General features: G+C 58.8%; 10 protein-coding genes and 3 pseudogenes. 10 read left to right on the forward strand and 3 right to left on the reverse strand.

Going from position 1 to position 13861, the window contains the following annotated elements:
- The first annotated feature begins 50 nt into the window (after positions 1 to 50).
- From P6U16_RS18305 to P6U16_RS18345, 9 genes and pseudogenes are all read left to right on the forward strand, one after another.
- Positions 51 to 437, forward strand: coding sequence for a cytochrome c family protein (locus tag P6U16_RS18305; protein WP_277701690.1), 387 nt, complete (start codon positions 51 to 53; stop codon positions 435 to 437).
- Between the two features lie 132 nt (positions 438 to 569).
- Positions 570 to 1658, forward strand: a complete 1089-nt coding sequence (locus P6U16_RS18310) for a hypothetical protein (protein WP_277701691.1) — start codon at positions 570 to 572, stop codon at positions 1656 to 1658.
- Positions 1659 to 1858: 200 nt separating this feature from the next.
- Positions 1859 to 3006: pseudogene (locus P6U16_RS18315) on the forward strand (hypothetical protein).
- Positions 3007 to 3010: 4 nt separating this feature from the next.
- Positions 3011 to 4919, forward strand: a pseudogene (locus P6U16_RS18320) (AAA family ATPase).
- 85 nt (positions 4920 to 5004) lie between these two features.
- Positions 5005 to 5238 carry a DUF6290 family protein gene (locus P6U16_RS18325; protein WP_277701692.1) on the forward strand — a complete coding sequence of 78 codons (234 nt, stop codon included), beginning with the start codon at positions 5005 to 5007 and terminating at the stop codon, positions 5236 to 5238.
- Positions 5222 to 5491: a type II toxin-antitoxin system RelE/ParE family toxin gene (locus tag P6U16_RS18330; protein WP_277701693.1), complete on the forward strand. Its 270-nt coding sequence runs from the start codon at positions 5222 to 5224 to the stop codon at positions 5489 to 5491. Before P6U16_RS18325 ends, P6U16_RS18330 begins: the two co-directional genes overlap by 17 nt.
- A 21-nt stretch (positions 5492 to 5512) precedes the next feature.
- A complete protein-coding gene (locus P6U16_RS18335) occupies positions 5513 to 6811 on the forward strand; it encodes a DUF6638 family protein (RefSeq protein WP_277701694.1) in 1299 nt (432 codons plus the stop codon).
- Positions 6804 to 7928: a DUF2333 family protein gene (locus P6U16_RS18340; protein ID WP_277701695.1), complete on the forward strand. Its 1125-nt coding sequence runs from the start codon at positions 6804 to 6806 to the stop codon at positions 7926 to 7928. The genes P6U16_RS18335 and P6U16_RS18340 overlap by 8 nt, the downstream gene beginning before the upstream one ends.
- Positions 7929 to 8124: 196 nt before the next feature.
- Positions 8125 to 9804 (forward strand): formate--tetrahydrofolate ligase, encoded by a 1680-nt coding sequence (locus P6U16_RS18345; protein ID WP_277701696.1) that lies wholly within the window; start codon positions 8125 to 8127, stop codon positions 9802 to 9804.
- A gap of 55 nt (positions 9805 to 9859) precedes the next feature.
- On the opposite strand, the gene P6U16_RS18350 is transcribed toward P6U16_RS18345, so the two are convergent.
- From P6U16_RS18350 to P6U16_RS28430, 3 genes are all read right to left on the reverse strand, one after another.
- Positions 9860 to 10369 (reverse strand): DUF1993 domain-containing protein, encoded by a 510-nt coding sequence (locus P6U16_RS18350; protein WP_277701697.1) that lies wholly within the window; start codon positions 10367 to 10369, stop codon positions 9860 to 9862.
- Between the two features lie 83 nt (positions 10370 to 10452).
- Positions 10453 to 10968, reverse strand: coding sequence for an extensin family protein (locus P6U16_RS28425; RefSeq protein ID WP_349017662.1), 516 nt, complete (start codon positions 10966 to 10968; stop codon positions 10453 to 10455).
- Positions 10969 to 11028: 60 nt separating this feature from the next.
- Positions 11029 to 11316 carry a hypothetical protein gene (locus P6U16_RS28430; RefSeq protein ID WP_349017663.1) on the reverse strand — a complete coding sequence of 96 codons (288 nt, stop codon included), beginning with the start codon at positions 11314 to 11316 and terminating at the stop codon, positions 11029 to 11031.
- Positions 11317 to 11601: 285 nt separating this feature from the next.
- Between P6U16_RS28430 and P6U16_RS18360 the strand changes: the two are divergent.
- Positions 11602 to 13816 (forward strand): annotated as a pseudogene (locus tag P6U16_RS18360) (TonB-dependent hemoglobin/transferrin/lactoferrin family receptor).
- Positions 13817 to 13861: the final 45 nt, after the last annotated feature.

Raw genomic sequence — 13861 nt, forward strand, 5'->3', positions numbered from 1 at the left:
CCGATGCGTTCATGATAGCCGTCTGTCCCATCTGTCGTGAAAGCCCGCTGATGTTCATTCGCGCCATTCTGACCACGCTCTGTCTCTGGCTGGCCGCAGGCTACGCCCACGCCGATGGCGACGCAGTTGCCGGAGCGCTGATTTTCAAGAAATGCGGCGCCTGCCATACTGCGACCGAAGCGCTGAACCGCGTCGGGCCGAGCCTGATGGGGATCGTTGGCCGGCCGGTGGCGACAGTACCGGACTATAATTATTCGTCGGCGATGATGTCCTTTGGAGAAGACGGCAAGCTCTGGGACGAAGCGCGGCTGTCGGAATATTTGTTGAGCCCGAAGTCAATGGTGCCGGGAACGAAGATGACCTTTGCCGGCCTGCGTAAGCCCGCCGATATCGCCGACCTGATCGCCTATCTCAAGACTGCGACGGCTGCACAATAGGTCGGGGTGAAAATCGCTTGCCGCACACTTGTGCTTCAAATCCCCGGTCCCATTATATAGGTTGATGTCATGACTGAATAATCGGGTCCGGCGATGCGTCTGGCCATAACAACAGCATCAAGGGGATGAGGGATGGCGACGTTACAGAATTTTGAGAGCGAAATCGAGAAAACGCGCGGCATCGTGGCCCAGATGCGCGGCAAGATGGACCAGTCCAGCGCCGTGCTCGATCAGTTCGCCAAGGCCGATACCAAGCTCGGCGACGTCAATTTCGATATCGAGAATGCAAGGATCAACGACGTCATCAACCAGCAGCGGGTGATGGAAGGCAATATTGCTGACCTGATCATCGGGCTTGAGGATGCGACGAACACGTTCGGCGCCGAATTCGAAACTATGAAGAGCTATACCGGCTACGAGAAATTCATCGGCATCTTTTCCAAGCAGAGCATGCAGCGCATGCGCACCGACCGCGTGCGCAACATGTCGCTCGCCGGAAACCTGCAGCAGCTTCTGTCGAAGTCGGATACCATCGTCGGCATCCTCAAGGAGCAGAAGGCCGTTCTCGACCAGCGCTACAAGCAGTCGGAAGCAAGCCTCATCCAGGTGATCGAGCGCCGCAAGGGCACGATGACGGCGCTGCAGGAAACCCAGAAGCGCATCGAGGAACTCAACCCGATGCTGATGGACATAGAAAACCGGATCGCCGCCTCGACCGACCAGATGTCGCGGGCGCAGCTCGAGGGCGAACGGTCGGCGATGGCTACCGAATACAATCAGAAGCAGGCCAAGGAGCAGGAGTTGCTCGCCGAAAGCCAGACGCTCGAGCGTTATACCTCGATGTTCCAGACCTTTGTGGATTCGCTCAACAACCAGATCGCCGCGCAGAACACGCTGATCAACAAGCTGACGATCGATACCGAACAGCGCATCGTGCTTTACAAGGCGCTCGAAGACTCCTTGAAGACGGCGGCCCAGCAGGATGTCGCCCACAAGATCAACACGCTCGGCAGCCAGGTGGATACGGCAGCCGAAGAAACAATGGCCGGCATCGGCTCGGCATCACAGCGCCACATTGGTGATCTCCTTGAGATGCACGAGAAGAACATGCTGTCGACGCAGGATATCCAGCGCCGCAAGAAGCTTGCCGACGACGCCTTTGCCCGCCGCTTCCAGGCGGTCATGGACAAGCACAATTCCGCGAACTACGTGAAACCGTGATGGGCTTTTCGGCGCCGACCATGCCGTGTTTGAATGTTGAGAACATTGCCATTTGCTGCCACTTCTCCCCAGCGGGGAGAAGTGCAGAGCGCATGCGAGGCGATGAGGGGTGGTGCAGCATACTCTGCATACGCCGCGCCACCCCTCATCCGGCGCTACGCGCCACCTTCTCCCCGCTGGGGAGAAGAGGGGCGCCAATCATGAACGCAGCAACCCAAGGCCCCGTCGGCCAGTATTTCGCGTCGATCCGGGCAGCACTCGGCGGGCTCGAAATCTTTCTGGGTGACCGCAACTCGCCGCTTTATCGCAATTCCGTGGTCGGCGAGGTCGTGGTCCCCTATCTCGACCGGTTGAAGGCATCGTTTTCCTGCTGGGAAAATCGGATCGGCTTTATCGAGCAGTTCCGGATTTCACGCGCCGAAAGTGGTTTCCCGGTTTTCCAGAACGTGTTGGAGCTCGAAAACGATCGCCAGACCTCGGAAAAGCGGCTGGCCAACATTCCCGCCGCAGATGTGCTGCGCGAAGAAATGGTCGATTTCATTCTCCGCCAGAAGGCTTTTCCGGAAGCGCTTCAGGGTCGCATGGCCGAGCGGCTCTACCTCGAACAGATCGGCAAGGGCGATATCTTTTCGCCATTCATCCTGCCGGAAACCATCCGCGTCGCCGTCAATCCGAAGACGATGCGACCCTACTATGTCGTCGCCTGGGGCGCCTTTGACGGCACCAGCACGCTGCCGATGGTCTACATGGCGACGATCGAGGATTCGTCCGAAAATATCGTCAAGGCGCTGGTGACCAAGGACGGCAAGCTCAACCCCGAAACGGAAATCGTGCTGCCGGTCGGCGGCCTGCTCAATCCGGAGCTTGCCACCCGCTTCGACGATTTTGCGCTGAAGAACAGCGCCTACTCGCTGACGCCGGCAACGATCGCCACCAATATGGATGCGGATTTTCCGGAACTGCATCCCAAGCAGTTGCGCCGCATCGTGCTCGGTCCCTTCTATTCGGCCGGCATCACCGAGAACAATGCCAAGATCAACGAGATCCTGTCCAAGGTGCGCAAGACGGAAAATGCCTGGCTCCTGACATGGACGGTGCAGGAGGTGTTTTCCAAGGCCGAGCGCCCGGCAAAAAGGGCTTCTGGTCGACGACGCCGGCTATGGAAGAATTTCACATCGAGACCGAAGATCTCGAAGCCGCCCGCATGGGTGTCAGTGCCTACGAGAAGCATGCGCTCGTGCCGCACGATGCCTATCAAGCGCTCTATGCCAGCGGCGAGGTCGCCTCGATCTTCGGCGATTACAAGGTACACGTGATTTCCGGAAACCAGGTCATCAGCGAGGTTTGAGGCCATGTCCCTGAATGCAGGTCTGACGACAATTCACGAAGACGACATCGCCAAGCACCAGGCGCTGGCGCAGGGCATGGTGACACGGCTGATCATCCTGGAGGCTGATGATCCGGCGACAGTGACGGCGCTTGCCGGCACGGGACGGCGCTTCGTTTCGACGGTGGCGACGACCGGCAGCCGGCGGACCCGGGAAGTCGAGCTTTCGAAGACGATCCAGTCTGTCCGTCTTGCCGATCCGCTGATGTCTCCGGCCCAGCATGCGCTGCTCTTTCGCGCCCGGCGCGGGCTGCAGGTGGCGCTGGCCGTTGCCGACGTATTTGCCCGGCAGACCAATCTGGAGGGCCTGCAATCGCGCAATGCCACAGCGCCGCTGTCCGGCGATGATGCCGCGCAGTTCAAGGCGTTGTTGTCAGCCTGCGCCTACGTCTCCGCCTTCACGCTTGCCGCCTATCTTTCCTCGACGCTTTCGGGGGAAGGGAGCCGGTCGAGGATGCGAAGGAGCCGGACTTTCTTTTGATACGCCACAGGATGCGCTGAAATCGATGATCGCGGCGCTCGACCGCTCCGTCTCCGGTGCGCCTGACGACGCGGCATTGACCGCTCGCGCCCGTGCCTTCGCCCGCATCGCGATCGAAGGACTGATCGGCCGTAAGGCCCGGTTCACGGGGCTGTCCAGCTTCGAAAACGTGCATATCCGCATTGAGCAGGATGATTTCACTCTCAATGGCTTCGACGTTGCGCCGGGACAGAAGCGCAAAGCCCTGTCGATGACCTTCAAGAAGCCGCAGGAAATCATCGGCAACCACATCGCCAAATACCAGGCGCTGAAATTGTCGAAGATGCTGATGGCCTATGATTTCGACCGGCAGATGAACCCGTTCGTCGAACTCGGCGGCTTTCTCTTCACCTTCATCGGCGACGGCATGCCGGGCACCGGCAAGACCATCCTGATCCAGATGCTGGCGGGCCTGCTCAACGATTACTGCCAGATCGCCGGTTATGCCTTCCACTACGAGAATTTCGGCGTCGACCAGATTTCGTCCTATCAGGGCAAGTCCGGCCAGAACTGCAAGGAATTCGTCAACAACATCATCAATCCGAAGGCGATCGGCTTCGGTACGATCGACGATGTCGATCAGGTGGCTGCCAAGCGTTCCGACGATCGCGCGTCGGCCGGCCAGCACGAGGTCACCGCCGTGCTGATGGAAAGCTTTGCCGGCGCCTCGACCGTCATTCGCGGCAACTGCACCTTTGGCATGTTTTCCAACTACCCTGAGAACGTCGATGATGCCCTGCGTCAGCGCGCCGGAGCCCGGTGGCTTGTCGACGGGCCGCAGACGGAAGGCGACTATATCGACATCTTCGCAATGCTCGTCGGAAAGAACCACAAGATCCCGCTCGGCGAGCACGCGCTTTTCGAGGGGCAGGAGATCAAGAAGGCGGTTTCGCAATCCTACGAGGCCCATGGAAAGCCGAAGGAAGACGGCTTGCTCGCCGTCTGGGAGCGCTTCGAGAAGGAAGAGGGCCGGATCGAGACGATCGCCGATGTCGGCGCCTATCTGCACATGATCAAGGTCGCAGAGCCGCGCTTTACCGGCCGGGCGATCAAGAACATCACCGACGCGATCAAGATGCGGGCCATGGATGTCGAATTGCCCGACGACTGGTTCAAGGATGCCGGATCCTTCATGCACAAGCCCTACGACGAGAAGAAGGCTATGATCGAGGAGTTGCGCGGGCCGATCACGATCGACATGGTGCTGCAGGAGATCAACCGCTACGCCGACAGCGAATTCCGTTACACCGACAAATCCGACGATGCTGCCGTGACCGACATCATCCGCCGCGAACGCCAGCGCGAAAAGGCAATCCGCGAAATCGAGGCGATGAAGGGCGATGGCCGTTGGTAGGAGTCACTTCTGCACCCCTGTGGCATGGCACTCTCCCTGTTCCTATGATATGCCTTGGGATACATATATCCCAAGGGGGCATCCCATGACACGACAGACTGCGATACGTCTCCCCGATGAGACATATGAACGGCTACAAGTGCTGGCGACGCGGACCGGCAGGACCGCGACCTATTATATCCGGGAAGCGATCGAACAGCATCTTGAAGACCTCGAGGATATCTATCTGGCGGAGCAGGTTCTGGAGAAGCTGGCCCGCGGTGAAATCACCACACGCCCTCTAGCGGAAGTGATGGCCGAGCTTGGTCTGGACGATTGACATAACCAACAATGCTGAAAAGGCATTGCGGAAGATGGGCTCTTCCGATGTGCGTCGCCTCCGCGACTTTCTTTTTGGCCGGGTTGCGCTTCTCGACGATCCTCGCCAGATCGGCCAAGCCTTGCAGGGCAATGAACTCGGTCATCTCTGGCGTTACCGTGTCGGGGACTTTCGCGTTCTCTGTGAAATCCGCGATAACCGCCTTGTTATTCTTGTGGTCGAAATCGGTCATCGTCGCGAAGTCTACAGATGATCCACACATGATCGGTCCCGCATGAAACGCCTCCTTGAAGCCGAACTGATCTACGGTCGCCTGCTCGAAATTTCCGAGCCGCATCTGATTGCGCGTTACAACAAGGCGCTGCAGGGTTTTGGTCTGCGCCCGACGGCACTTTCCACATTTTGCATCGATATGACCGGCTTTTCGCCGGAGATTGCCGATGAACTCGGGGATCGCGATTATCTTGATCCCAACCGGGTGAACCGCCGTTTCATCATCATGACGCCGGACCAGGTCGAACTTCCGGTCGTGCATACGAGTTTTTCCAATACCGCTGCGTTGATGCACGAGTTCTTCAATGCCAACAGCCGCGCCATCAATGCCGTGACGATCAAGGATGCGCTCTATGGCGAGATCGAGGACAGCGTCTCCGATGTCAAGGACATAGACGATCTGCTTTCCATCAACGAGGTGCGCTTCCGGGTTCTCTCTGCCGAGGATATGCTCGGCAAGGCGGCCGAACTGCGGTCTCTCGCTGACCGGCTGAAATCGGTTCCGACCGCCTGGGCCGACGACGTTCTGCTCAATCGGATGGTTGAGCTGGCCAAGGTGACCGGCGACATCCGCCAGAACGCTCTGGTCCCGGATCAGCTGGTGTTCCGGCATGAAGCCTTCTGGGCCAATCATTTCGGCGGCGTCTACGTCTTCCTCGACGACAAGACGACGACGGTGATCTGCGATCCCTCGGTTCCGGGCTTTCGCCGGTCGCGGCCGTGGCAGGTGGGCTATATCGGGCTCAACGACCACCAGCGGATCTATGATTTCCTGGTGACGACCAAACGGCTGCAATTGCCGCAGGCTTCCTGGGTCGAAAGCTCCGGCCTCTATCAGCATCGCGCCGACATGATCCTGCGTGGACTGATCAACGAAGCGGAACCTACGACCGACCAGACCGCCATCGACCGAATCTGGCTGCAGACCTGGATGCACCGCAATGCCGACCGCGTGGGCAAGAATGGGCTTTACCCCTTTTTGCAGGAAACGATCCGCACGGTTGCTGCAACCGGCAGCGTCAAGATGCAGGATGTCGCGCCCGACAGGCGGTTCCTGCTCGTGCGGGCAGCCCCCGAGCATCCCGACCAGTGGTTGACGAACCGGCTGATTTCGCAGCTCGTTCCGCAGGATTTCGTCTCGCGTTTCGTTTTTGACAAACAGGGTTTCTATGCGGCCTATGATCACTACAGTGAAAAATTTCGCGATTATGTTGTGGCGACGCTGACCGGGACTTATCTGATGGACAAGGTCGCCTTTCGCCGGCGCCTATACGGTTTGAAGGAGGACACTGATGCTTGATCCGATCGTCGCGTTTTTTCAGCGCATTTTTTCCGCTATCGGTCGCGGCATCGGCCTCGTGATCGCCTGGATCTGCTGGCCCTTCATCGCCGCTGGCCAGTGGTATAATGGCCGCAGCTGGGTCATCAAGGGGCCGATCGGAATCGGCCTCATAGGGCTGGTTGGTCTCTACGGCTATTTCATCTGGCAGGCGACCTTCTGGACCAATTTCAATCCGGATTATGTCAACGCCTATAATCTCGCGGCCCGCAAGAACGACGCCGGCCTGCCGGTCAAGGCGGCCAGTGGCCAGACTACACCCGCCAATACCTGCGAGCGTTCGGCCATTGTCGATGTGACCGCTGACCTGATCGACTACAACGTCAACCAGAATGCCTGGATTTCGTCGATGATCCTCTACAAGGCGGGTCTGTTCGGCATGGATTGGGATAATACGCCCTGGCTCGACAACAAGGCGTCGTTCCAGCGCGGGGTCAACGAGGCGGTGCGGCGCACCACGGTAGAGCTGGTCGATTCGCTCGTTCGCATGCGCGGTACGTCGGGTATCAACCCGCTTCTCCAGAGCGTGCGCAGCAAGATGCAGTATGAGGAGACGAACTGGTATTTCGGCCTGTCGCCCTTCGGTCCGCTGACGCCGACGCCGTCGCAGTATCGCGCGGCCATGGTTGATCTCAGGGCATTCAACGGCGAGCTTGCCAAATGCGCGGCGACCTTCGATGCCCGTGCCGACAATTTCCTGGAATTCATGGACCGCATTGCGAGCTCCATCGGCAGCACGTCTGCGATGCTGCGCGAGCGCTCCGAGAACTACAATGGCGGCTTTTTCGACACCCGCGCCGATGACCGGTTCTGGTTCGCCTATGGCCAACTCTATGGCTATTACGGCGTTCTTTCGGCCGCGGGTGCCGATTTCGATGGCGTCATCACCCAGCGCGGTCTGACGCCGATCTGGACGGAAAGCATCAAGCAGTTGCGGGCGTCGCTGCGCATCCAGCCATGGATCATCTCCAATGCGCGCGAGGACGGCCTGTTCGCCACGCACCTCGCCACGATGGGCTTTTATATCCTGCGCGTGCGCTCCAATCTCGTGGAAATGCGCGACATTCTCGCTCGATAGCTGCGTCGGTTCCGGCCTGTGCCGGAACGACTCATTCCGATCTTGCAACAAACGGCGGGCCGGGGGCGATATTGTCGCTCCGGCCCGGTCGATCTGTCGTTTTTAGCGCATCAGACGGCAAACTAGGGCGTGGAAACGGGCTCTCCTTCACGATCTTATGGCGATAAGAACAAAAGGTGGAAGGGAGAGACACCGCATGGCTGAGGTAAAGTCCGACATCGAGATTGCACGGGCCGCGAGGAAGAAGCCGATCATGGAGATCGGCGAAAAGCTTGGTATTCCATCCGAACATCTTTTGCCTTACGGCCACGACAAGGCCAAGATCAGCGCCGCCTTCATTGCGGGACAGAAGGGCAAGAAGGACGGTCGGCTAATCCTAGTCACGGCGATCAATCCGACGCCGGCGGGTGAAGGCAAGACGACAACGACGGTCGGGCTCGGCGATGGGCTGAACCGCATCGGCAAGAAGGCTGTCGTCTGCATCCGCGAGGCTTCGCTTGGCCCCTGCTTCGGTGTCAAGGGCGGTGCGGCGGGCGGCGGTTATGCCCAGGTCGTGCCGATGGAAGACATGAACCTGCATTTCACCGGCGATTTCCATGCGATCACCTCGGCACACAACCTGCTTGCGGCGCTGATCGACAACCACATCTACTGGGGCAACGAGCAGAACATCGACATCCGCCGTATTGCCTGGCGTCGCGTGATGGACATGAACGACCGGGCGCTGCGTCAGATCGTCGGCTCGCTCGGCGGTGTCGCCAATGGCTATCCGCGCGAAACCGGCTTCGACATCACCGTCGCCTCTGAAGTCATGGCGATCCTCTGTCTCTCGACGGATCTGAAAGATCTCGAAAAGCGGCTGGGCAATATCATCATTGCCTATCGCCGCGACAAGACGCCGGTCTTTGCCCGTGACATCAAGGCCGATGGCGCCATGACCGTCCTGCTCAAGGACGCGATGCAGCCCAATCTGGTGCAGACGCTGGAGAACAATCCGGCCTTCGTGCATGGCGGACCGTTTGCCAACATCGCCCATGGCTGCAATTCCGTCGTCGCGACGACGACGGCCCTGAAGCTTGCCGATTATGTCGTCACCGAAGCCGGATTTGGCGCCGATCTGGGAGCGGAGAAGTTTTTCGACATCAAGTGCCGCAAGGCCGGTCTGAAGCCGGATGCGGCCGTGATCGTCGCCACGGCGCGTGCGATGAAGATGAATGGCGGCGTCAAGAAGGAAGAACTCGGCAAGGAGAATGTCGAGGCGGTCCGCAAGGGCTGCGCAAACCTTGGACGCCATGTTCAGAACGTCAAGAAATTCGGCGTTCCCGTGGTGGTGGCGATCAACCATTTCATCGCGGACACGGAAGCCGAAATCCAGGCGGTGAAGGACTATGTCGCGACGCTGGGTGCAGAAGCCATCCTCTGCCGTCATTGGGCGCAGGGCTCGGCCGGTATCGAGGATTTGGCACGCAAGGTCGTCGAACTGGCGGAATCCGGCAAATCGCAGTTTTCGCCACTCTATCCCGACGACATGCCGTTGTTCGAGAAGATCGAGACCATCGCCAAGAGCATCTACCATGCCGGCGAGGTGATCGCCGACAAGTCGGTGCGCGACCAGCTTCGCAGCTGGGAGGAGCAGGGATACGGTACGCTGCCGATCTGCATGGCGAAGACGCAGTATTCCTTCTCGACCGATCCCAATCTGCGCGGTGCGCCGACGGGTCATACGGTGCCCGTGCGCGAGGTGCGGCTGTCGGCCGGTGCGGGCTTCATCGTCGTCATCACCGGCGAGATTATGACCATGCCCGGCCTGCCCCGGGTTCCATCATCGGAAAAGATATTCCTCAACGACGAGGGTTTCATCGAGGGGCTTTTCTGACCTCGGTTTTATCAGTTGAGACAGCCCCGGAACCGGCGGTTCCGGGGCTGTCTCGTCAGATATAGGCGCCGATATAGTCAGCCTTGCCGACCGGAACACCCTGCGCGCGCAGGATGTCGTAGGCTGTCGTCAGGTGGAAGAAGAAGTTCGGGAGCGCAAATTTCAGGACATAGTCGTCGCCGGTGAAGTTGAATTCCAGCTTGCCAAACTTCATATTGACGGTCCGTGTTTCGCTGCCCTCAAGATCGGTCTCCTTGACGGTTTCAAGGAAGGCGATGGTCTTGGCGACCCGCTCCTTGAGTTGCGCAAACGTGGTTTCGTCATCCGGAAAGCTCGGTGCGGCTACAGTGGTCAGCCGCACAACCGAATTTTTCGACGTATCGCTCACTCGCTGGACTTGGCCGGCAAGCGTCAGCATGTCGGGGGCGAGCCGGGCCGCGAACAGCGCCTCGACCGCGGGGCCGCCAGCCGCGGCATGGGCTTCGGCTTTTTCGAGCAGGCGGGAGAGGATGGTAAGCCCGCGGATGAAGACCGGGATGGACAGCTTGTACATGGCGACGGACATTGGAGTTCCTATCTGTGACGAGGCACAGCAGAGATAGGGATGCCAACATCTGGACGCAAGCCGACTGCCGTTCCCGGCGGCGTTTAGCGGCAGTAACGATAGCCGTTCTTTCGCTCCAGCACGTCGAAATGCAGGTGATCTTCGTGGGCTTCGTCGCTGCCGGGATCGAGCACGGTTGCGAAATAAAGGCAGCCGGAAGCGGTCACCGCACGCTGGAAGGCACCGCTCAAGGTGCCATCCTCGTCGCGGGGCTCGATGGGGATCGTCTTGCCGTTCTTGAAAGTGAAGGAGGCGATGTCGATGGCATTGCCGCGGGCATGTTCCGAAATCTTGCCCGTTGAAGCGTTGTTGCGCAGGCGGCAGACATAGCTCGAAGCCTGGTTGATCACGGTCAGCGCGCCTTCCGCCTCAAAGGCTATTTTTGCCGCCGGGAGCACGGATTCTTTTGTCCAGCGCGCCAGTTCAATCGCTGTTTCGCACCGCATCGTGCCCTCAGGGGCGAGCTTGATGCCGGGCAGTACGGCATCGACGATTACCGGTTTCTCGATGCCGCAGCCTTTGCCATCATCGATACGCTGCGATCTCGCGAAACGTCGCACCGATCGCCTTTAGCTCGGCAAGGCACACAGCATAGGTTGTCGCATTCTCAGGCTCAATCGTCAGGACAGGCGCGGGTTTTTCCTCAACCACCGTCTTGTCGCCGGTCTTTTCAGCATCCTTGTTTTCGGGCTTGCTCTTGTCTTCCTCTTTTTTGCATCGGCGGCAGGCACGGTTTTTTCTACCGGCGCTTCAGCTTGCGTCTCCACCGGCTTTTTGTCTTCTGCCGGTGCCTGCTCGCTTTTCTTCGTTTCCGGTTTTTCAATAGGCACGGGGCCGCGATCCGGCAAATCAGCGGCTGAAATTAGCATCGTGGCAAACAGGAGCATCAGGGGAACGCGAGGGGGCATGGACGGTCTCCGAGGCGGCTACGGCGGCCGGTTGCGGAGGGATAACGCATGAGAAGCGGATGCGTTGCATGAAAGGTCTCAACGTGGCGCTTCGGCAACGTTGCCTTGCAGCTGGAAGCATCCCGTTGTGGAGCGCATCTTTATATATTGACAAACATAATCATGTTTTTTATTTGACATGAACAAGGCAGCATTACTGCCGCTTTTCACAGACACGCCTAGCCAGCCCCTCGAGTTGATTTCTCCAGCAGCCAGCCCGGTCACTCACCGCAAAGGGTTGATTTAATGGTTGTTCGGCATTGGCGCACCATTCTTATGGTTTCAGCTTCCGTTCTGGTTTTTCCCGTCTCCCACGCGCTTGCGCAAAGCGCCGAGGACGCACAAGTTGCCGGCGACGAGACGGTGCTGAAGAAGATCATCATCAAGGGTGATCGGCTGAAGCCAGGCAGCGTCGCCGACACGCCGCTGGCGACGGAGATCAGCCAGGAAGCGTTAACCGAAAAGCAAGTGACGGGCTTTGACGACATCGGCCGCAGCGTCGATGCGGGCGTGAATTATTCGCGAGCCGATGCCGGCTTCAATATACGCGGTCTGTCCGGCCCGCGCATCGTTACGCTGGTGGACGGAATTCCAATCCCTTATCTTTCAAACAGTGCACGCCAAGGTGCATTCGCGACGAGCAATGCCAATGGTGGAGCCGATACCTTCGACTTCGATTCGTTGTCGTCTCTCGATGTTGTTCGAGGTGCGGATTCCAGTCGGGGCGGTTCCGGAATGCTCGGGGGAGCCATAGTCGTCAATACGCTGGAGCCGGAAGACCTGATCTCGGAAGGGCGCGATTGGGGCGCTATCGCGAAATCGACCTATGATCTCGGAAGATCGCAGCATTTCTGGCTCTGCAGCTGCAGCAAAAACATTTGGCGATACGTCTGTTCTGTTCCAGGGCGGGTATCGAAAGGGCAATGAGCGGACCAAAAGCGGTGATAATGACAGCTATGGTGCCACGCGTACGAAGGCCGATCCCGCCGATTTCGATCAGTACAACCTGCTTTTCAAGGTTCGTCAGGAGCTTGAAGGTGGCCATAAGATCGGCCTGACCGCCGAGCGTTTTCGTCGCGATCTCGATACCGATCTGCGCGAACTCCAGGGGCCTGGCCGCACCTATCAAATCGGCAACTACGACGGCAACGAGCAGCGGCAGCGCGATCGGGTTTCGCTCGATTACAGCTATGAAGCCATGTCATCCGATGCGTTCTTCACGACGGCCCGCTCGACGCTTTATTGGCAAAGCCTGAAAAAGGAATCGGGTACGGATGGGAGCACTGGGCTGGGCGTGCCTTACGGAAGAAGCAACGAGATCGAAAACGACACCTTCGGCTTTATCGGATCGGTGACAAGGGACTTCGATGCCGGCGGTCTCTCACACTCCGCTCGCGCGAGCCTCGAAGCGACCAAATCCGACTGGAGTCAATATAGCTTTGCGCTTTGCCCCACGCCGGTGACGTGCCCCATGCTGAATAACCAGTCAGAAATTCCAGATGTCGACAGCACGACGTTCGGCTTCAGCATCGAAGATGAAATCGACTTCGGCAACAACTTCAAGCTCACGCCAGGCGTGCGCTTCGACTGGTTCGATTACAGCCCTTCGACCGGTGGCGGATTTGCAGGCAATCCGGGACTGCCGATCTTTGGCCCACTGCGCGACCGCCAGGAATCCCAGTTTTCTCCGAAATTGCTGGCCAGCTACGATATCACGCCTGAAGTTCAGGTCTATGCACAATGGGCCATGGCCTTCCGGGCGCCGACAATCGACGAACTCTACAGCCGGTTCTACAATCCAATGGGCAATTATGCGCAGCTCGGCAACCCGGATCTGGAGCCGGAAACGGGTCATGGCTTCGAGGTCGGATCGACTTTCGATGTCGGCGGCGTCGAGGGCCGTGTCTCAGCCTTTCACAATCGCTACAAGAACTTCATCGAAACCGTCACGACCATCAATCCCGCGACTGGCATCATGGAGTTCAACTACACCAATGTCAGCGAGGCGACGATTTCCGGGGTGGAGTTTGCCGCCACGAAGGCTTTCGACAATGGCGTAAACCTGCATGGTTCGATCGCCTATGCCTATGGCAAGAACGGCGACACCAATCAGCGGCTTCGCTCCGTCGCTCCATTGAAAGCGATCGTCGGCGCCGGCTGGGGCAATGAAGTCTTCGGCTTCGACGTCTCGTCCACGCTGTCCTCCCATATGCCGAACGATGGTGTTGCCACGACCTTTGACGCACCCGGCTACGGCATCGTCGATTTCACGACCTGGTGGACGCCTGCGCAGGCTGAGGGCCTTCGCATCCAGGCTGGAGTCTACAACGTCTTCGATAAGGAATATTACAATGCGCTTGCAGTGCGTGACGTGAACCTTATCGCTGCGAGTTCGCAGCCGCGGCCATGGTATTCCGAACCGGGCCGGACCTTCAAGGTGTCGCTCACAAAGACATTCTAAAGTCGATCTCCAGGCATAACGACAGGGCGCGGTTCGAAAGAGCTG

The sequence above is a fragment of the Rhizobium sp. 32-5/1 genome (genome assembly GCF_029537235.1).
Classification (GTDB): Bacteria; Pseudomonadota; Alphaproteobacteria; order Rhizobiales; family Rhizobiaceae; genus Pararhizobium.